Source organism: Streptomyces sp. NPDC101160 (assembly GCF_044768205.1).
Classification (GTDB): Bacteria; Actinomycetota; Actinomycetes; order Streptomycetales; family Streptomycetaceae; genus Streptomyces.
Genome location: NZ_JBIWPJ010000007.1, coordinates 596,741 through 615,585, shown reverse-complemented (window position 1 = coordinate 615,585; position 18,845 = coordinate 596,741). Strand labels below are relative to the sequence as shown.

The window sequence follows — 18,845 nt, the reverse complement described above, 5'->3', positions numbered from 1 at the left end:
GGTCTCCCGGACTCGGTCCGTTCGATGTGGCTACATCTTAACACTATCTCCGGGTGACTCCGCAACTCCTCTTGTGAGCTGCGGATTTACCGGCCTTGCGTGTCGTTCCGCCCGCCCCGTTGCCGGTTCGTTCGGTGCGATGTGGCTACACCTTAACACGCTGTCCGTGGGGCGCCGCAACCCCGACCGCTCGGAAGCGCTGGAGTCCTTAGCCTCTTACGCGTGTGCGTGTGCATCCGCTCTGCCCTGACGTGCCGCATTCAAGCCCGTCTGAGCCTCTACGACAGGTTCTGTCCCGTGCCTGCCGGTCTAGCGCTCATGCGTGGTTATGAGAAAAGACAGAGCAGATATCCACAGTTGGGGATATCGGGGTGATCCACGAATGAGTGCACAGCATGTCCGGATTGGCGAGAGATGGCCCAGGGGGTGGGGGTATGACCCAGCCGGCGTGGCTTTCCCGGCCGCCACGTCTTAGCAGCTCGGATTCCGCCACGGTTCCAGGGTCGACCAGCGGCCGGAATACGTGGCGCCACCTGCACCTATGCACGTCAAGCCATGCACGAGAACGCCCCCGAACTCAGGCCAACCTGTGTGCAAGTGGCCCCGTACGCGGGAAGAATGGCGCCGGGTAGCGGGGGCGACCGCCTCACGCACGAAGGTCGCTCAGGAAGGTGTCGCTCTTGTCGATCAACCAAGACAGGGCCAGCGTCGAAGCGTACGCGCAGTGGCTGTTACGGCTCCTGGACCTGAAGAAGGTCTCCAAGGCCCGCAGGATCAACGCTCGAACCAGCCTGGAGCGCCTCGACGCCCATCGTGTACCCCTGGACCACTTCAAGGACGCCATCCCATTCGACAGTGAAGCAGCCCTGAACTGGCGAGGCGCCGAGCACGGGGACCAGCCTGCCGACGTGTTCACCATCGCCACGCCGGCAGACGTTGACAACCGTCTCAACGTGGCAACAGTGCAGCGCTGCAACGATCCAGGCCAAGAAGACGACGGCCGGATGCTCCTTCGCCGGGTCCGGCTCGTCAAGCGGCCCCTCTTTCCCGTCCCTCGCGCCGCTCGGTACGTCGTCGAACTGGCGACCCTCGCGGTGACTGATGAAGACCGCGGCGTCGCGGAGACACGCGTCAGCTACTTCGGATCGGACGGTACCCCCGGCGGCCTCTTCGCGAACCTGGTCAGCGGGGAGCCCGACGCACAGGCAACCTTGATGCTCCGCATCGCCTTTGGCCTTCAGTTCATGCGCCACTACGACTGGCACGTCCGCGTTCAGGGGCCGAAGGGCACCGGCCTTCTCATCCCCGCCACCGCGGTCGGGTGCCGGAACCTGCTCAAGGAGCGCGACCTGACCGAGGGGGAAGTCAGGCGCGCATCGCTCGTTCACCTGGTTGCGGAACACCAGCGGCGAAAGCCTTCCGCGCCGACCGGCAGCACTGACCCGGCAGACCTGGCATGGGTCCGCGAGCACAGCCGCGGGCGCCGGCAGTTCACCTGGAACGGCATGATGGGCGAAGTGCTGCCCGCACAGGATGTCCTAGACAGAATCGCCACGAAGGCGTAGTTCGAGGCGGAGCCTTGCCAACGCGGCAGGCTCCGCCGTTGCTCGCATGCCTGGCTTCACGAAGACGCGGCCTACGGCCGCCACAGCAGCATGCCGTCTTCACCATGTCCGCCCTCCGGGCGGCATCATTTTCTTCGCCGCTGCTCTACCGCCGCCGCCCTGCGGGCGCCGCCGAAGTGTGACTGGGGTCACAAGGGGTCGCCTTTCCGGAATCAAGATCAACTAGCGACTTATATATGTAAGTACGTAAGTCGCAAGGCTCGCGAGGCTTGAGCCCTAAAGGGCTCGCCAGCATAAAGACGCCTTGGGCCCCGAAGGGGCCACCAGCAGGAAGGCGCGTATGCGTAATTACGCATTTCGCGCGGGGGGTCAGATTGAAGATCCTCGAACTCTGCGCTGGCTACGGCGGGCTGGGTATGGCTGTGGCTCCCCTAGTCAGTGGTCGTGTGGCGTACGTCGCCGAGACCGCGCCAGGCCCAAGTGCAGTGCTCGCCAAGAGGTATCCGGAAGCTCCGAACCTCGGCGATATCTGCGAGATCGACTGGACCGAGCTTGTCGGCCTGGTCGACGTAATCACGGCGGGATTCCCCTGCCAGGACATCAGCATTGCGGGGAATCGGGTTGGAATTCGAGGCGCTCGTTCTGGAGTCTGGGTCAATGTCGTTGACGCAATTCGCGTCATTCGACCGAAGCTCGTCTTCCTGGAAAACGTCTCGAATATCCGGACGCGCGGGCTCGAAGTTGTCCTCGGTGACCTGGCCCAGATCGGGTACAGCGCGCGGTGGGTGTGCGTACGAGCTACCGCAGCTCAAGCTCCTCACCTCCGTGACCGCTGGTTCTGTATTGCGACCCTTGAAGACACCGACCGCGAACCTGGGCAGTAACGGTGGTGCCCGGCACCCTGACGAACGCCGAGCGGGCGGTCACGGCCCCACACTCGACGACGAGGTCTGCTACCTCCTCCCCTACTCGGAAGCGATCCGGGAAGGCCGGCAACCCGAGTCCTCGATCGACGGCCTGCGCTCCCCTTCCCACTGGTGGGGTGAGTACCTCCCCTCCATTCGACGGTGGGAAGACGTGACCGGCCGCGCAGCTCCCCCACCTGCTGAGGTCGGCCGTAAGGGCGGCCCCAGGGTTACGGCTGAGTGGGTCGAGTGGCTGATGGGTCTCCCCCATGGCCATGTGACCGGCGTCCCGGGCCTGACGCGCGGGCAGCAGCTCCAGATCCTCGGGAACGGCGTCGTCCCCCAGCAGGCGACCACGGCCTTCAAGGCTCTCCTCGACCTGGGGGTGTAGATGCCGAACTGGCGCGGCTCCGATCGGCGGGAGAGGCTGCCGGCGGACTGGCCGCGAACCCGAATCCGCATTCTGCGGCGCGACGGACACCGCTGCACTGCCCGTGATCAGTACGGGAAGCGCTGCGAGGAGCCTGCCACGGACGTGGACCACATCGTGCCTGGTGACGACCACCGAGACGCCAACCTGAGATCGCTCTGCGGGTGGCATCACCAGGCCAAGTCCTCGCGCGAAGGCGCGCTCGCGCTGGCCGCGAAGCGCAAGCGCATAGAGCGGCGGTTCCGTAGGACCGAGGGGCATCCCGGCCTGCTGTGAGCCGCAAGGGTCGATAGCTCAACTGGTAGAGCGCCGGTCTCCAAAGCCGGCGGCTGGGGGTTCAAGTCCCTCTCGACCTGCATGAACATCTGGTCGTGGCTCTGGGTCGGGTGGCTCGGAGCCTTCGCTGTGATCGAAGGAGTAGCCCTTGCCCGAGACGATCGAGGAGACACCTTCTCCGAGCACGTCTGGAAGTGGTTCGGCATCGGACGACACGATGAACCTCGGCCTGCCGTCACGGGCTCGGTGCGGCTGCGCCGCTTCGTGCTCCTCGCCTTCTGCACCTGGCTGTGGACGCACTTTCTGACCGGCGGCGCGTTCTGATCTGATCAAGGAGGTGAGCCAGTGCCCGGCCCCGTACCCAACCGTGAAGCCGATCTGGCCCGCCCCCGCGAGCGCAAGGGCGGCGACGCGCAGCCCGTGACGCGCGGCGTCGCCCGGCCCACGAAGGTGCCGAACGCCGACCGCACCTGGCACCCCATCGCCAAGCGCCTGTGGGACTCCCTGAAGACGAGCGGCCAGGCGGACTTTTACCAGGACTCCGACTGGGCGCTCGCCTTCTCCCTCTGCGAAGACCTCTCCTTCTACAAGAAGTCGGGGAAGCGGTCGGGGCAGATGCTCCAGACGATCTACTCCGCCTTCGAGCGACTCCTCGTCGCTGAGGGCGACCGGCGCCGCGTCCGCATCGAGCTGCACGAGCCCGTGCTCGAGGAGCAATCCGCTGCGGTCCTCGCAATCGCTGACTACAAGAAGGATCTCGGCCTCGAAGCCTGATCTCGGGGGGTGAGCCATGGCCGCAACGGCAGACCTCACCCTCGAAGAGATCGAGGCCCTGGAGCCCGAGTTCCACGGGCCGACCTGGCAGAAGGATGCGTTCGGACAGTGGAAGCTGCCGGCGCGCACGCTCGGCTGGCAGATCGCCGGATGGTGCGCCGAGTACCTGGACGGCGAAGGCTCCACCGACGACAGGCGCGTGCCTTGGAAGTTCACCAGAGAGCAGCTCCGTTTCCTCCTGTGGTGGTACGCCATCGACGAGGAAGCCGAGTTCATCTACCGCACGGGCGTCCTCCAGCGGCTCAAGGGCTGGGGTAAGGACCCGCTCCTCGCGGTGATCTCGCTCGTGGAGTTTGTCGGGCCGTCGCGCTTCTCCCACTGGGACGAGAACGGCGAGCCGGTGGCCAAGGCGCACCCCCAGGCATGGGTGCAGGTGACCGCCGTCAGCCAGGAGCAGACGACGAACACCATGGGCTACCTGCCGGTCCTGATGTCCGAGAAGCTGATCTCGACGTACGGCATCAAGATGGGCGCCGAGCTGATCCGCGCCGACCGGGGGCGCAAGCGCCTTCAGGCCGTGACCAGCTCGTACCGCGCGATCGAGGGTAAGCGGACCACCTTCACCCTGCTCAACGAAACCCACCACTGGATCTTGGGCAACGGCGGCCACAAGATGTACGAGACCATCGACGGCAATGCCACGAAGATGGATTCTCGCTATTTGAGCATCACCAACGCCTTCATGCCTGGTGAGGACAGCGTCGCCGAGCGAATGCGCGAAGCGTACGAGAAGGTCCGGGCGGGCCTGGCGGCCGATGTCAGCGCGATGTACGACTCGATCGAGGCACACCCGAAGACCCCGCTCACGGCCGAGGCCCTGCGGATCGTCATCCCGAAGATCCGCGGGGACGCGGTGTGGCTCAAGGTCGAGTCGATCATCAAGTCCGTTCTGAACCTGACGATCTCGGCCGCGCGCTCGCGGCGCATGTATTTGAATCAGATCGTCGCCGAAGAGGATGCGGTCTACGGCCCGGCGCAGTGGGACCCCTTGGGGGATAGCTCGCTCATGCTGAACCCCGGAGACGAGATCGTCCTCGGCTTCGACGGCGGCAAGTCCGACGACGCGACCTCGCTGGTCGCTCTCCGCGTCTCCGACATGGCGGCCTTTCTGGTCGGTCTGTGGGAAAAGCCGGACGGCCCGTCTGGAAAGAACTGGGAAGTGCCGCGCATCGAGGTCGACTCGGCTGTGCACGACGCCTTCCGCATGTTCTCGGTGCAGGGCTACTACGCCGACGTGGCTCTCTGGGAGTCGTACATCTCCGAGTGGGATGAGCAGTACGGCGAGGGCCTGGCGGTGCGGTCGCCACTCGGTAAGGACCGGATCGGCTGGGACATGCGGTCGTCGCTGAAGTCTTCGACGATGGCCCATGAGCGCCTGATGCGCTCGATCTTCGACGGCAAGCTCCGTCACGACGGGGACCTCAAGCTACGCCGGCACGTGCTGAACGCCCGGCGCCGGGTTAACAACTACGGCGTCAGCTTCGGCAAGGAGAGCCGGGAGTCACCCAAAAAGGTCGACGCCTACGCGGCACTCATGTTGGCGCACGAAGCCCTCGTCGACCTCCGAGCCCGCGGCAAGCGGGTCCGCAAGCGGACTGGTCGGGGCTTCTTCCTGTAGCAGTGTAAACATTGAACAAGGGTGGTGAACCATGGCTGAGTACACGCCTGCCGCCCTCGCGGTGCAGCTCCTTGCCACCCTGGGCCGGGACAAGGCCCGGCTGATGCGGATCGACGACTACCTCCACGGACGACACGACGATCCGTACATGCCGGCGCAGGCCGACGACGAGTACCGCCTCCTGGCGAAGCGGGCCGTCTCGAACTGGGCCCCGCTCCTCGTTAACACTCCGGGCCAGGCGCTCTACGTGGACGGCTACCGCGCGGGTGACGAGGCGAGCCGCGGTGCGGCAACGGATCTTGCATCCCCGCAGTGGCGGCACTGGCAGCGGTCCCGCCTTGACGCCCGCCAGTCGGCGGTCTACAAGGGTGCGCTGACGTACGGGCACGCCTTCACCTTGACCGAGCGGGTGAAGGGCGTGGTCCTCACGAAGGGCCTGTCCGCACTCAGGACCAGCGCACTCTACGAGGACCCGGCCAACGACGACACTCCGCACGCGGCCCTAACTGTGGTCACCTGGCCCGTCGGCGAGAAGGCCGGCAGGGCCCGCATGTGGGATGGCCGCTTCGAGTACGCGGTGACCTTCAAGGGCCTGGAAGACAGCGACAACATCACGGTCGGCAAGGGCAAGCGCCACGGCGCAGCCGAATGCCCAGTGACGCGGTTCGCGGCGTCGGTTGACCTGGAAGGCCGCACGGTCGGCCTGGTGGAGCCGATGATCCCGCTCCAGAACCGGATCAACCAGACCGTCTTCGACCTGCTGCTCGCGCAGTCCTACGGCAGCACGAAGGTGCGGACCGTCACGGGCATGGCGCCACCGGTACAGCGCGACCCGGAGACGGGCGAGGTTGTCTATGACACGCAGGGCAACCCAATCCCTCTGCCGATCAACCACAATTCCAAGCGCTTTCTGTTCGCTGAAGACCCGGATGTTCGATTCGGCAGCCTGGACGAGACCCCGTTGCAGGGGTTCATCGACTCGATCGACATGAGCGTCCGGCACCTGAGCGCCATCGCGCAGGTGCCGCCCCACGCGATGCTGGGCCAGATTGCGAACCTCTCCGCCGAGGCCCTTCAGGCCGCCGAGATCAGCCTGAGCCGCATGATCCAGGAGTTCCGTACGGCCTTTGGCGAGGCGTGGGAGCGGGTCTTCCGCCTGGCCGCCGAGCTGGAAGGCGCCCTGGGTGCCGAGGACTTCACGGGCGAAGTGATCTGGCGCGACATGGAACAGCGCTCCCTTGCCCAGTCTGCTGACGCACTGGGCAAGCTGCGCGAGCAGCTCGGCATTCCGGCGAAGGGCCTGTGGAAGCGGGTTCCGAATGTCACGCAGACCGAGCTGGATGAATGGGACGACCTCGCGGACGAAGAGGACTCCGTGGGCCAGCTCGCCTCCGCCCTCACACGGGCGACCGCTGAACCGGTCACCGCTGAGCCGTTCCCGGCGGCAGCGTGACGCGTACGAAGCGGCAGGCCGAGACCGATGAGGTCTCGGCGGCCTTCCACGTTGCCCTGACCCAGATTGGAGCGCAGACCACCGCGGAGGCCCTGGCGCTGTGGGCGGACGTTCCGGCTGACCGTCGAACGGTCACGGCTGGTGCCTGGCTGCGCCGCGCCATCACCCTCGTCATGGGTCGACGCCGCCAGTCCCGCGATCTTGCGCGGGCCTATTTCAGGCTGGCGCGCGCCCTTCAGACCGGGACGACGGTGGCCGATCCTTACCACCCTGAGCCAGAGCACGTCACCCTCGGGGACCTGCGGCGGGAGTTCGCAGCACTGGCAGGCACGTACGAGCCGCCCGCCAGACCGCTGGACGAGCCCCCGCCCGCGGACAGTGAGAGCGCGCCGCCTGCCGGCGCTGCAGAAGAGACCCAGCCTCTGCGGGTTCGCGATCAGACCCGCGGCCCTTTTTCGGGGCCGGATGACGACGAACAGCAGGACCAGGACGAGGGCCTCGACGAGCACCGTAACCAGGGTGACGGCGAAGACGACGATGATCACGACTGGGACCGAATCCTTGTCGAGGAGCTGGACCAGCTCCGGGAGTCCGAGGAGCGGATCGAGCGCCAGGCCGAGGAGGAACTCCGGCTCGTGCTCGATGCCCTCGGCCCCACGAACCTTGACCGGCGCCTGACTCTCGAGGACGCCGATCCTGACGAGGCCCACCGCCAAGCGGGGTCGCAGCAGGCGGCAGCCGCCGCGCGGATCGCGATGAACGGCGCCCGTTCAACGAACTGGAATCACATGACCCGCGACCGGCGGGCGCTCGGGTATGTACGCCTGTCTCGTACGGGCACCCCGTGCGGCTGGTGCGCCATGCTGATCAGCCGGGGCCCGGTCTACAAGACCCGCGAGTCCGCCACCTTCAACGACGGCGACCGCTACCACGACAACTGCCACTGCTACGCGATGCCGGTCTGGAACCGGGGTCAGTACCAGTCGAGCGAGCTGACCGCCCTGGCGCGGCAGTACGAGGCCCTGTGGCCACAGGTCACAAAGGGCCACACCGGCAGGGACGCGGTGAGCGTCTGGCGCCGGTTCATCCGCAGCAAGCAGCGAGCGGCAGCCCAGGAGGCGCAGACCGCTGCCGACACGACCCCGGAGGCGTGAAGTGCCAGAAGAGAAGCCCGACGAGACCGCTCCGACCGGCGAGACCCAGCCCGGCCAGAAGCCGGACGAAGAGCAGAAGCCGGACGACAAGGCCGGTGCCGGCGGACAGCCCGGCCCCGAAGACGACCTGCCCGACTGGGCCCGCAAGGAGCTGGCCAAGGTCCGCGGTGAAGCCGCCGGGTATCGCACACGCCTGCGCGAGGCCGAGACGAAGCTCTCCGGGGCGAAGACGCCGGAGGAGTTCGAGGCCGCGCTCGCCGACGTGAGGGCGAAGAACGCCGAGCTGGAGCACTCGATCGTCGTGGCCACCGTCGCCCGGAAGTTCGACCTCCCGGAGGCGCTGGCGGGACGGCTTCGCGGCTCGACTCCCGAGGAGCTTGAAGCCGACGCCAAGGCTCTTCAGGTGCTCCTCGCCCCCGAGACTCCGCCTTCCCTGGGCGGCGGCCTCAACCCGTCCGATGAGGACGACGGAGAGATGGACCCGCGCAAGCTCGCGCGGCGAACCCGGCGCTTCTAGCGGCTCCGGTGATCCCCCTTCCTCAACCCCCGTGCTGACTGGCCGGGGGATTTCTTATGCCCCGGAGGTAGCACCCCTTGCCCACCCCTCAGCACCAGGTAGTCAAGCCGCAGAAGCTCGCCGCAACCGCAGTCGGCATGCTCGAACAGGAGCTGATCGTCCCCCGCCTCTTCCGCCGGGAAGGTATCGACCAGTTCAAGGGCGCCGAGAATGACACGGTCAACATGACCGTGGAAGGCATCCTGCCGTTCCGTGAGTACGCCTTCCGAAACGACCGGTCCTCGCCGATCGAGTTCGATGTGTACTCCGAGCGGAAGATCGCCGTCAGCTTCGGCGGGAACGTCTACTCCGCCGTCAAGGTCACCGACGAGCAGTACGACTTCGACCTCGACGGCTGGTCCAAGCTCCTGCGCCCGCAGGTCAAGGCTGTTGCCCGCGGCCTTCAGCGCCGGGCCGTCAACACCCTGACCGGCCAGGCGTACGCCGTCACCATCGGCAACGCGCAGGCGAACCTTCGCGGTGCGCTGATCGAGGCCCGCCGGGTTCTCAACAAGTTCAACGTGCCGGACGGCGACCGCTACCTCCTGGTGGGAACTGAGTTCGAATCCGCGCTCCTGAACGACGACAAGATGAACCTCGCCCAGAACGTCGGCGACGGCGCGGCCGAGTCGGCACTCCGGACCGCCACCCTCGGCGACCGGTACGGCTTCCGGATCGTGGTCGACCAGACCATCCCGGCCGACTACGCTTACGCCTTCGCGTCCTCGGCGTTCGTCTTCGTGACCGGTGCGCCGGCCGTCCCCCAGTCGGTACCCTTCGGCGCCACACAGTCCTTCGAAGGCATCGCAGCCCGCTGGGTCCGCGACTACGACCCGACGTACATGCAGGACCGCTCGGTCGTGAACACCTACGCGGGATTCCGTAGCGTGACGGACATCCTCGTCGGCTGGGACAACGCCAACAACAAGGAAGTCATCAGCTCCGGCGAGCACTTCGTACGCGGCATCAAGCTCCAGCTCGACGCCAAGTCCGACTACCCGGCAGCCGCATCCGAGCTGGCCACCATCACCGGCATCAGCGACGCGAAGGTCTGGACCCCGACCGGCTACAAGGCCGAGACCGATCCCGCCAACGCCTGACGAGCAGGCAGCCATGTAAACATGTAACCCATGGATGCATGGCTGCCTCCCCGCTGCCTGCGGAAGGAGGAGACCTGAAGTACGCCACCCTGGACGAGCTGAAAGACCGCCTCGACTGGGAGCTGGACGCCGACGAGCTGCGGATTGCGGCTGGCGCACTGGAAGACGCCTCGGACCTGGCCGCCACCTACGGCCGGGAATGGCCCGAGGCCACAGCGCCGCGGCTGGTCCGGACGCTGGTCCTGAAGTCCGCAGCCAGATACCTGCGCAACCCCAACGGCTACACGCAGTCGAGGGCAGGCGACGAAACGCTCGCCTGGTCAGACGCCCACGGCCGGGACGCGGGCAGTGTCTACTTCACCCGCGAGGAGATCCGGCTCCTGGAGGAGCTTGCCGGCCGCAAGCGCGGCATCACCAGTGTTGCCGTCTCGGCCTGGGGCACGAAGCCCCAGCGGGCAGATACCAGCGGGCTCGTTCCCGTCGACTACTCCCCCACCTCGCCCTTTCCTCTCTTCGGGAACGAGGGCCCCTGGTGAGCGTGCAACGCAGGCGCGGCCAGACCGCACGCGTATGGCGGACAGCCGAAGTCATCGACAACCGCGGCAACAAGGTGATCGCGGTGGACGAGAACAGCGCCGTCACCGTCAAGGCCGCGTTCATCCCGCAACGCTCTGGCAAGGCCGAGGTGCCCGGCCAGCAGCAGATCAACGTCGTCCGCATGGTCGTCGACCCCCACATCGAAGGCGTGACCCTGTGGTCCCGCATCGAGTACCAGGGCCGCATGTGGGACATCGTGTCCCCTCCCGCTTACCACCACGGCGACCGCCGCACACGACACTGGTCGATCGACATCAGGGAGCGGCCCTGATGGCGACGATCGAGAACAAGGTGGGCCGCCTCAAGCTGGAGAAGTACATCGCCACCCTGCCGGGAGTGCAGGCCGCCCTCGACGAAGCCCGTTTCGAGATCGCCGCACGAGCCGAAGCGCTCCTCCTCCAGCACCGCCAGGAAGGCCACGCCTCCATCGACGTGGTGGACGGCGATGTCGACAAGTACGTGGTCCTGGACGACGAGAGGGGCAAGAAGGCGGCCCTGTCGATCGAGTACGGCCGCGCCGAGTCCATCGCCGTGCGCCGGCGCAAGGACGGCACGACGCAGCTCGAAGTAATACCCGCCTCCGAGGGCCTGTTCATCCTGGCCCGCGCCGCGAACCTCCCCAAGAAGAGGAAGGGGAAGGTGCACCTCGACTGATGGCAGGACTCCCTGACCACATCAAGGCCATGGCCGAACTATCGCCCGTCGAGGATCTCCTCCTTGCCGTCCTCCGCGAGGGCCTGCCCGGAATCCGCGTGAAGTCCCTGGTCGACCTTCACGAACAGTTTCCCCTCGTCCTGGTCCGCCGCGATCCGACATGGGGTGAATGGCAGGGCGACACCCGCTTCACCGACGCGGCGCGCGTTGTCATCAACTGCTTTGTTCCGGACCCCAACGGTGACGAGGAAGCCGCGATCTTGTCGGAGGCCGTCCGCGTCGTCCTGCGGAACGCCTGGCTGAACCAGAAGGTATATCCGCGCCGCGGCCACATTATCCGCGTCGATCTGAACTCTGCGCCACGACGGGCAACCGACTGGGCCACGGCAACAGGCCCCGTTCAGTATGCCGACCTCCCAACCGGTGTTTGGCGCTACGAGTCGATCTACGACGTGCAGATCCGCAAGCCGCGGACTCGCCCATACACCCCTTAACAGTCCCCACTGCACGAGGCCCGGAATTCCTTAACAGGGAGCCGGGCCTTTTGCATGCGCGAGCAAGGATGCAGCCCCTTGGCAATCAATGACCTGGCCACCCTCGTTGTAGGAAGTGGCAATTACCTGACAGCGCCGGTTGGCACCACGATGCCGGCGGACCTTCTGACACCGCTCAGCCCGTGGCAGAACGTTGGCCACACCTCCCTCGAAGACATCTTCGGCATTACGTCCGAAGGCGGCGAGGCAACTACAATCGGAAGCCTCCAGAACAAGTCCCTGCGGACGAAGTACTCGGCCCGGACCGAGACCATGACGTTCACTTTGCAGCAGTTCGATACTGCCGGGCTGAAGCTCTACTTCGGCGCCAATGCGCCCATCCTTCCGGACGGCTCGGTCGGCGTTCCGACCAATCCGGAACCCACCCAGTCGGCCTTTCTCGCGGTATTCGTGGACGGCGACAACCATTTTGCCTTTTACGCCCCCCGTGCCGAAATCTACCGTGCGGACGACATGGCGATCTCAGACACGGAGAGCCTTGCAGGACTTCCGATCGGCGTTAAGCCGATGGTCCACAACACGAATGTGTGGACGTACGCCATCACGCCGCTAGGCGGCGTCCTCGCGACCGGTGCCACGGCTGGCTCCCCTGGGTCCTTCACGCCGAACGGCGCGACGGTCCCGACCAACCTCGCTGCCCTCGCAGGGGTTACCGCGACGCCCGCCACCAAGTGGACCACCGGTCAGCACCTGATCCTCGGTGACGGTTCCAAGGCGTGGTGGAACGCGACCGCGTGGGTCGCCGGCACCGCCACCTAACCAAACTCCCGGCGCGGGCGCCTTGCGGACCCGTCCGCGCCGGGCTGTCAGCCGCCGGTCCGCTTTCCCGTTCTGTCTTATCTCTGGAGGTCCGCAACCCCATGGCTTCTTACTCCCTCGACGACATCCGCGCTGCCGCGGAGCGTAAGTACGGCAGCACTGACATTCAGGTCGGTGACGAGACCGTCCGCCTCCTCAATCCTCTTCGCCTGCCGAAGGCCCGGCGCGATGCGCTGATGACGCTTCAGGAGGAGATGGGTAAGGAGGAGTCCGATCAGGCTGCGCTTCTGTCCAAGGCGATCCTCACCATCGCCGCTTCCGAAAAGGCGGCACAGAATCTCCTGGACGAGGTGGACGGCGACCTCGCCATCCTCGCCGAAATTTTCGGCCACTACGGCGAGAGCACCCAGGCGGGGGAAGCCTCGGCCTCGCAGGACTGATCGACGAATACGGAGAGGGCCTCTATCCCGACCTGCTTTTTCACTTCGGCATTGACCTGCGCGATGTTATAGCAGGCCGGGGGCCCTCCCCCGCGCTCGTCCTTCTGCTCGTGCAGAGGCTTCCCGACACCTCACTCACGGTGGCTCTCGCTTCCGGCAGTCGTGAGCATTTTGGCTGGGGGCAGGACCGCCATTTGGCCGCCGACCTCTTCGATGCGATTAATCAAAACACCAGGGCGACCGGCCAGTGGGGCAAGGGCAAAGCCCCGAAGATTCCGCACTATCCGAGACCGCAGGCGAAGAAGACCGAGAAGCAGAAGCCCAGGAAGCCCCGCTCGGTAGCAGATATCTACAAGCATTTCCAGCGGAGGTAGCCGGTGTCGGATGCTCAGGTCGTCGGCCGCGTCGCGGTCAAGGTCATGCCGGATACGTCCGGCTTCAAAGAAGACCTGAAGAAGAAGCTCGAAAAGATCGAGCACGATCTCGCGATCACCATCCGCACCAAGGCTGATGCAACCGGTGCGCGCAAGGACGTTCTCGAAGCGGTCCGGGCCATCAACGGTGACAACAAGAAGACCGACAGCCGCAAGATCCGCTTCTACACCAAGCTCGACCTTGCCGGCATGGCCACCGAGGTTACAAAGGCCGCCCGCGAGTACCAGGCCCGCGCCAGCCAGCACAAGATCGTCTTCAGTGCGACCGGCCGACAGGTCGTGCAGGCCGCCAAGCAGGCTCGGCAGGAAGCACAGAGCGAGCTGTCCGACCTGCACCTCGGCGTCAACCTCGACTCTCAGGGGTCGGTCATGGCGGCCGTGGCCAAGGTCCGGTCGGCGATCGAAGCGCTCGGTGAGACCGACATCGAGATCGGGATCAACACCGACGATCTGACCGCGGCCGTGGACATGTTCGAGGAGCGCCTCGACGAGATCCAGCACATCACGCTCCGGGTCGACAAGGACTCGCAGTCTTCGGTACAGGCCGCCATCAGCCAGATCGACCGCGAGCTGTCCGACCTCCGGGCCGTCGAGATCAAGGTCAAGACGGACCGGGCATCGCTGGAAGCCGCGCGCCGGGAGCTGGAGAGGGCGCTCCGCCTGGAGCTGAAGGTCGACCCGCGGTCCTCGAGTTCGGTGAAGGCCGCCATCGCGCGGATCGACGCCGAGCTGGCCAAGTTCAAGGAGATCGACCTCTCGGTCAAGATGGACGAGAAGTCGCTCCAGAAGGCGCGGGCCCGCCTTGAGAAGCACCTGACCCTTGACCTCTCCGTCGACAAGAAGTCGATGTCCTCCGTCGAGGGCGCGCTGAAGCAGATCGAAGACCAGCTCGCTGAACTCGGCCGGGAAGAGATCAAGGTCAAGGTGGACAAGAGGTCCCTCCTGACCGCCCAGGCGCAGATGAAGGCCATCCTCGATCAGGAGATCCTGGCCAAGGTCACCGCCGACCGGGCAGCCGCACAGCAGGCGGCCGACGGCATTCAGGCCCTGTTGGACGAGATCCAGGTCCGCCCGAAGCTGGATGAGCAGAAGGTCGCGCAGACCAAGCGGCAGCTCGAAGCAGCCTTCGAGCAGATGCGGAACCTGCGGGCACAGCTCACGCCCGAGCTGGACGCGCTTGCCACGCGCAAGGTCCAGCGGGACATCGACGACCTCCAGGACCGCATCGACGGCCTGAAGGCGGAGATCGAACCTGAGCTGTCCCGTACGGGTGTCATGGCCACGATCGCGCACATGGCGGTCCTCACAAGGAACCGCGTCGTCGACCTGATTCCGAAGGTCAACGCCTCCGCCGCGGCTACGGCCGCCGCGATGCTGAAGGCTCTCTCCGGGGCCCGCGTTCTGGGCGACATGTTCGAGCGTCTGGGCAACATGGTCCGCAACCTCGACCGGTCAGCACCGATCATCGGCACCCTGGCGACAGCGATAGCGGGCCTCGCCGGCTGGGGCATCTCCGCAGCCTCGAACCTCTTCACGATGTCCGCCTCGCTGGCGCAGATCGGTGCAACTTCGCTGGCCCTGCCGGGAATCCTCGGCGGAATGGCGATCGGCGTCGGTGCCACCGTCGCCGCCTTCAAGGACTTCAACAAGGTCTTGCCCGGCGTGAAGGGCCAGTTCAGCGCCCTACAGGACCTGATCAGCTCGAACTTCTGGGAGCAGGCAAAGGCGCCGATCAAGGACCTGATCGACACGCTCCTTCCGGAGCTGCGCAACGGGTTCGCGCAGACCTCGACTCAGCTCGGCTCGTTCTTCGGAGGGTTCGCCACCTCCCTCAAGGGGGCCCTCGCTCCGGCTCTCGGCGGGATGTTCACCGACCTGTCGAAGTCGATCGAAATCGCTGCCGGCGGTACCGAGCACTTCGCCAACATCATCAAGGTTCTCGGCGAAGTCGGCACGGGCTACCTCCCCCAGCTCGCCCAGTGGTTCGTGGACGTCGCCGAGAAGGCGTCGAACTGGCTGAACATGAAGGGCGAGTCCGGCCTCCGCGAGGAGATCGACGCAGGCGTCCAGGCGCTCAAGGACCTGGGCGGCGTGATCTTCGAGACCGGCGGCATCTTCGCGGGCCTCGCCAGGGCAGCGCAGGCAGCGGGCGGTTCGACGCTCGGCATGATGCGCCAGACCCTCTCGGGCATCCACGAAGCCGTCGACAGTAGCGGCGTTCAGGCGAAGCTCATCGGCCTGTTCACCGCTGCGCACGACGCGATGCGGAACATGGCCCAGAGCGGCGGCGCCGAGATCAAGGCGTTCTTCGGGCAGTTCACCGGACTGCTGACTCAGGTCCTGCCGCAGGTCGGCACGATCCTGGGCACGGCCATGGGCGCCATCGCTGGAGCCCTGAACCAGGACGCCGTCTTCTCCGGCATCTACGCCCTGTTCAACGGCATCCAGGCCGCGGTGAATGCCCTCGCCCCGGCGATGGCTCCCTTCGCCCAGGCGCTCGGCATGGCCCTGACGCTGGTCGGCTCTCTGCTGACCACCCTCGGCCCGCTGGTCGCCGCCGTCCTGACGCCCCTCAGCCAGGCGTTCACGATGCTCGTGCCGGCGATCGAGCCTCTGATCGGCCTGCTCGGTGACGCGCTGGGCGGAGTCATCGCGGCCCTAGCCCCGCTCCTCATGGCGCTCGTCACGGCAGTCACTCCGCTGATCGAGCAGCTCACGGCGGGACTGGCCCCGATCATCCCGCTGATCACCGAGGCCCTGTCGGTCATGTCGGCCGCGATAGCTCCGGTGATCACGCTCCTGGTCCAGATCCTTCAGGCCGCGATCACCCCGCTGATCCCCGTCGTGCAGGCGCTCGCCGCGGAGTTCCTGCCAAAAATCTCCGAGGCGTTCGCTCACGTCATGGAGGCCGTCAGCCCCCTTCTGGAAATCCTGAAGGCGGTCGTCGACTTCATCATGCCGATCCTGGCTCCGGCTATTGAATGGCTGGCCGGGGTCCTCCTTGATTCTCTGGTCGGCGCGCTGGAAGGCGTGGCCACGTTCTTCAGGGGCACCTTCGATTTGATCATGGGTGTCTGGAATACCTTCGCCGGAATCTTCACAGGCGACTGGAGCCGGGCATGGGAAGGCATCAAGCAGATCGGTTCCGGAATCTGGGACATGATCAAGGGTGCTTTCTCGGTCCTGATCAATGTCGGAATCCTCGGCATGTTCAGGAAGGGATTCGCCCTCCTGAAGGCTGGATGGACGGCCGGATGGAATGCGATTAAGACCTTCGGCACGAGCCTGTGGGCTTCGATCCGGGCGAACTTCTCGGCCTTCATGACAGCCCTGAAGGAGACCCCCGGCGCCGCATTGCAAGCCCTGGTCAGGTTCTTCGCCGACTGCTGGAGGTCCATCAGGACGGCAGCCTCGGAGGCGTGGGCGGCGGTCAAGTCGATCTTCATGACAAAGGTAACCGAGACGGTCCAGACCGTCAGGGATCTACCGAGCAATGTTCAGCAGATTTTCAGCGACGCCAAGAACCTGCTGGTCTCGGCGGGTAAGGCAATCATTCGCGGTCTGATCGACGGCCTGAAATCGATGTTCGGATCGGTCAAGAGCACGCTCGGCGACCTGACGAGCAAGCTGACCGACTGGAAGGGTCCGGCCCCAAAGGACGCCGTGCTCCTTTACGATGCCGGTCGCCTCATTATCAAGGGCCTGATCAAGGGCCTTGAGTCCGAGTACGCCAACGTCAAAAAGTCGCTGAATGACCTGACCGCACAGATCCCGAAGAACGCCTCCAAGGCCCTGAAGGATCGGATCACCAAGGACCGGACGGCGCTTCTCAAACTGGCCACGCAGTGGGAAACCGGATCGAAGCGGCTCGAAGCAGCGCGGGACAAGCTCGACAAACTCCGTGAGGAAGCGAGCCGCTACGCGCAGTCGGTCGCAGACAAGGTCATCGCCGCAGGCGATGTCACAAAGATCGACGACGCCTCGTTCACCGGCATCTCCACGGGGCTGAAGAACGCGGTCGAGCGCGCGAAGAAGTTCGCCGACGTTCTCAAGAAGCTGAAGGCCCTGGGCCTGAACGCTGAAAGCTTCGACCAGATCGCCATGGCTGGCCCCGAGGCCGGACTCGCCGCGGGCGAAGCCATCGCCAACGCCGGCGCATCCGGCGTCGCCGAGATCAACGCCTTGCAGAAGGAGCTGGAGAAGTACGCCGGGAAGGCCGGGGCCACCGCGTCGCACCACATGTACGACGCGGGGGTGAAGGCAGCCGAGGGCCTGGTGAAGGGCCTTGAGGCACAGCAAGGCGCGATCGAGGCCCAGATGCTCAAGATTGCGGACGCGATGGTCAGGGCAATCAAGCAGGCCCTGGACATCCACTCGCCCTCGCGGCTTTTCAGGAAGCTCGGCTCCTTCGTCGGCAAGGGCTTCGGCCTCGGCGTCCGGGACGAGCAAGAGCGCGTCAAGCGCGCCTCCAACGCGCTCGCTACGAGCGCTGCCTCCGGGGCATCCCGCGAGGTCACAGCCGCTGTCTCCGGCGGCCTGGCGGCGGCCGACTCTGGCCGGTCCGTGACGAAGGTCTTGAACTACTACGCGGGCTCGGCCAGCAGTTCCCTCTCATCCGAGGAGGAGCTGTTCGCGGCTGCCTCGCGGGCGAGGATGGTCGGCTGGTGAAGCTCGAACTGGCTTCAGCCTCAGACAGGCTGGACCTGAACGGGTACGAGAAGGACGGGCTCGGGTTCCAGGCCCTCGCCGGGATAACCGGCCTGGGCCTGCCCAAGCTCTCCGTGCAGTGGCTTGAGGGCGCGGGTGACGGCGCCGCCTACCGCGGGAGGCGAGTCCTCCCCCGTGACATGGACATCCCCCTCGACATCGTGGGCCGTGACAGGGTGCACCTCGCCGAGCTGGTGAACCGCCTTGCGCGGGCACTCGCCGCCGAGTGCACCCTGACGTACATCGACGCCGAGGGCATGCGCTGGTCCGCTCCTGTCCAGTGGACCGGCGGGGGAGATATCGACCCCGGTGCCGGCGAGCGGGACATACAGACTGTGATTACGCTGCGCGCCCCGAGTCCCTACTTCCTGGCGGAGTCCGCGCAGACGGTCACGATCGGCGGCGGTACGGCTCCCGCGTTCCTGTCGTCCCTGTCGTCGATGCCCCTCGCATCGTCACAGGCGATCGGCGACGTGCAGCTCTCCAACGACGGCGACGTGCCCGCCTTTCCCGTCTGGGAGGTGACCGGGCCCGGCGACAACTTCAAGGCGGTCAGCCCCGCGGGAAAGATCCTGCACTGGACGGGGTCGCTCGCCGCCGGAGAGAGGCTGATCGTCGACATGGGGGCGGCCACCGTCCGGAGCGGCACGGGTATGAACAAGTACACGCTCCTGGCTACGGCCCCCCACTTCTGGTCAATCCCCCCGGGCTCCTCAACAGCAACGGCTTCCCTGCTGAACATCACGGCCGACTCCCGGATCGTGTGCTCCTGGCGTCCCCGGAAGTGGGTGGTGATCTAGTGCGAGCCG

Annotated in this window: 20 protein-coding genes and 1 tRNA gene; all 21 read left to right on the top strand. The window is 66.0% G+C overall.

The annotated features are described in order from the left end of the window. Positions 1-680 precede the first annotated feature (680 nt). The 21 genes from ACIRSU_RS25645 (at position 681) to ACIRSU_RS25545 (ending at position 18,836) form a co-directional block, all read left to right on the top strand. Entirely contained in the window at positions 681-1,565 is an 885-nt protein-coding gene (locus ACIRSU_RS25645; protein WP_403796354.1) for a hypothetical protein, read from the top strand. Positions 1,566-1,939: 374 nt separating this feature from the next. Continuing rightward, positions 1,940-2,449 carry a DNA cytosine methyltransferase gene (locus tag ACIRSU_RS25640; RefSeq protein ID WP_403796352.1) on the top strand — a complete coding sequence of 170 codons (510 nt, stop codon included), beginning with the start codon at positions 1,940-1,942 and terminating at the stop codon, positions 2,447-2,449. A 277-nt stretch (positions 2,450-2,726) separates the two neighbouring features. Next, positions 2,727-2,861, top strand: a complete 135-nt coding sequence (locus ACIRSU_RS25635) for a hypothetical protein (RefSeq protein ID WP_393721205.1) — start codon at positions 2,727-2,729, stop codon at positions 2,859-2,861. A gap of 144 nt (positions 2,862-3,005) precedes the next feature. After that, on the top strand, positions 3,006-3,176 hold the full coding sequence (locus tag ACIRSU_RS25630) for a hypothetical protein (RefSeq protein ID WP_393721206.1): 171 nt from the start codon (positions 3,006-3,008) through the stop codon (positions 3,174-3,176). 7 nt (positions 3,177-3,183) lie between these two features. Continuing rightward, positions 3,184-3,256, top strand: a tRNA-Trp gene (locus ACIRSU_RS25625). Between the two features lies 1 nt (position 3,257). Beyond that, positions 3,258-3,500 carry a hypothetical protein gene (locus ACIRSU_RS25620; protein WP_403796347.1) on the top strand — a complete coding sequence of 81 codons (243 nt, stop codon included), beginning with the start codon at positions 3,258-3,260 and terminating at the stop codon, positions 3,498-3,500. Positions 3,501-3,521: 21 nt separating this feature from the next. Continuing rightward, entirely contained in the window at positions 3,522-3,950 is a 429-nt protein-coding gene (locus ACIRSU_RS25615; RefSeq protein ID WP_393721208.1) for a hypothetical protein, read from the top strand. 16 nt (positions 3,951-3,966) lie between these two features. Continuing rightward, positions 3,967-5,628 carry a terminase gene (locus ACIRSU_RS25610; RefSeq protein WP_393721209.1) on the top strand — a complete coding sequence of 554 codons (1,662 nt, stop codon included), beginning with the start codon at positions 3,967-3,969 and terminating at the stop codon, positions 5,626-5,628. 31 nt (positions 5,629-5,659) lie between these two features. Beyond that, the gene (locus ACIRSU_RS25605) at positions 5,660-7,081 is read left to right on the top strand and encodes a phage portal protein (protein ID WP_403796343.1); all 1,422 of its coding nucleotides are present in this window, start codon (positions 5,660-5,662) and stop codon (positions 7,079-7,081) included. After that, positions 7,078-8,235, top strand: a complete 1,158-nt coding sequence (locus ACIRSU_RS25600; RefSeq protein WP_403796341.1) for a hypothetical protein — start codon at positions 7,078-7,080, stop codon at positions 8,233-8,235. The genes ACIRSU_RS25605 and ACIRSU_RS25600 overlap by 4 nt, the downstream gene beginning before the upstream one ends. A gap of 1 nt (position 8,236) precedes the next feature. Beyond that, positions 8,237-8,752: a hypothetical protein gene (locus ACIRSU_RS25595; RefSeq protein WP_403796338.1), complete on the top strand. Its 516-nt coding sequence runs from the start codon at positions 8,237-8,239 to the stop codon at positions 8,750-8,752. A gap of 77 nt (positions 8,753-8,829) precedes the next feature. After that, positions 8,830-9,891: a hypothetical protein gene (locus ACIRSU_RS25590; RefSeq protein ID WP_403796336.1), complete on the top strand. Its 1,062-nt coding sequence runs from the start codon at positions 8,830-8,832 to the stop codon at positions 9,889-9,891. A 38-nt stretch (positions 9,892-9,929) separates the two neighbouring features. Next, complete coding sequence (locus tag ACIRSU_RS25585) at positions 9,930-10,427, top strand: hypothetical protein (protein ID WP_403796333.1); 498 nt, start codon at positions 9,930-9,932, stop codon at positions 10,425-10,427. Then, on the top strand, positions 10,424-10,759 hold the full coding sequence (locus ACIRSU_RS25580; RefSeq protein ID WP_403796331.1) for a phage head-tail adapter protein: 336 nt from the start codon (positions 10,424-10,426) through the stop codon (positions 10,757-10,759). Before ACIRSU_RS25585 ends, ACIRSU_RS25580 begins: the two co-directional genes overlap by 4 nt. Further along, positions 10,759-11,142 (top strand): DUF5403 family protein, encoded by a 384-nt coding sequence (locus ACIRSU_RS25575; protein WP_403796328.1) that lies wholly within the window; start codon positions 10,759-10,761, stop codon positions 11,140-11,142. The genes ACIRSU_RS25580 and ACIRSU_RS25575 overlap by 1 nt, the downstream gene beginning before the upstream one ends. After that, positions 11,142-11,636: a hypothetical protein gene (locus ACIRSU_RS25570; RefSeq protein WP_383651885.1), complete on the top strand. Its 495-nt coding sequence runs from the start codon at positions 11,142-11,144 to the stop codon at positions 11,634-11,636. Before ACIRSU_RS25575 ends, ACIRSU_RS25570 begins: the two co-directional genes overlap by 1 nt. Positions 11,637-11,714: 78 nt before the next feature. After that, the gene (locus ACIRSU_RS25565; RefSeq protein ID WP_403796325.1) at positions 11,715-12,455 is read left to right on the top strand and encodes a hypothetical protein; all 741 of its coding nucleotides are present in this window, start codon (positions 11,715-11,717) and stop codon (positions 12,453-12,455) included. A 101-nt stretch (positions 12,456-12,556) separates the two neighbouring features. Further along, positions 12,557-12,895, top strand: coding sequence for a phage tail assembly protein (locus ACIRSU_RS25560; RefSeq protein WP_403796322.1), 339 nt, complete (start codon positions 12,557-12,559; stop codon positions 12,893-12,895). A gap of 140 nt (positions 12,896-13,035) precedes the next feature. Next, positions 13,036-13,269: a hypothetical protein gene (locus ACIRSU_RS25555; protein ID WP_403796319.1), complete on the top strand. Its 234-nt coding sequence runs from the start codon at positions 13,036-13,038 to the stop codon at positions 13,267-13,269. A gap of 3 nt (positions 13,270-13,272) precedes the next feature. Then, positions 13,273-17,997, top strand: a complete 4,725-nt coding sequence (locus ACIRSU_RS25550; RefSeq protein ID WP_403796317.1) for a hypothetical protein — start codon at positions 13,273-13,275, stop codon at positions 17,995-17,997. After that, entirely contained in the window at positions 17,994-18,836 is an 843-nt protein-coding gene (locus ACIRSU_RS25545; RefSeq protein ID WP_403796314.1) for a phage tail family protein, read from the top strand. The genes ACIRSU_RS25550 and ACIRSU_RS25545 overlap by 4 nt, the downstream gene beginning before the upstream one ends. The last annotated feature ends 9 nt before the right edge of the window (positions 18,837-18,845 follow it).

Excerpts from the sequence above, each read along its gene's own strand:
- ACIRSU_RS25610 (WP_393721209.1), top strand. The coding sequence starts at position 3,967 with ATGGCCGCAACGGCAGACCTCACCCTCGAAGAGATCGAGGCCCTGGAG.
- ACIRSU_RS25605 (WP_403796343.1), top strand. The coding sequence starts at position 5,660 with ATGGCTGAGTACACGCCTGCCGCCCTCGCGGTGCAGCTCCTTGCCACC.
- ACIRSU_RS25570 (WP_383651885.1), top strand. The coding sequence starts at position 11,142 with ATGGCAGGACTCCCTGACCACATCAAGGCCATGGCCGAACTATCGCCC.
- ACIRSU_RS25635 (WP_393721205.1), top strand. The coding sequence starts at position 2,727 with ATGGGTCTCCCCCATGGCCATGTGACCGGCGTCCCGGGCCTGACGCGC.
- ACIRSU_RS25620 (WP_403796347.1), top strand. The coding sequence starts at position 3,258 with ATGAACATCTGGTCGTGGCTCTGGGTCGGGTGGCTCGGAGCCTTCGCT.
- ACIRSU_RS25575 (WP_403796328.1), top strand. The coding sequence starts at position 10,759 with ATGGCGACGATCGAGAACAAGGTGGGCCGCCTCAAGCTGGAGAAGTAC.
- ACIRSU_RS25585 (WP_403796333.1), top strand. The coding sequence starts at position 9,930 with ATGGCTGCCTCCCCGCTGCCTGCGGAAGGAGGAGACCTGAAGTACGCC.
- ACIRSU_RS25560 (WP_403796322.1), top strand. The coding sequence starts at position 12,557 with ATGGCTTCTTACTCCCTCGACGACATCCGCGCTGCCGCGGAGCGTAAG.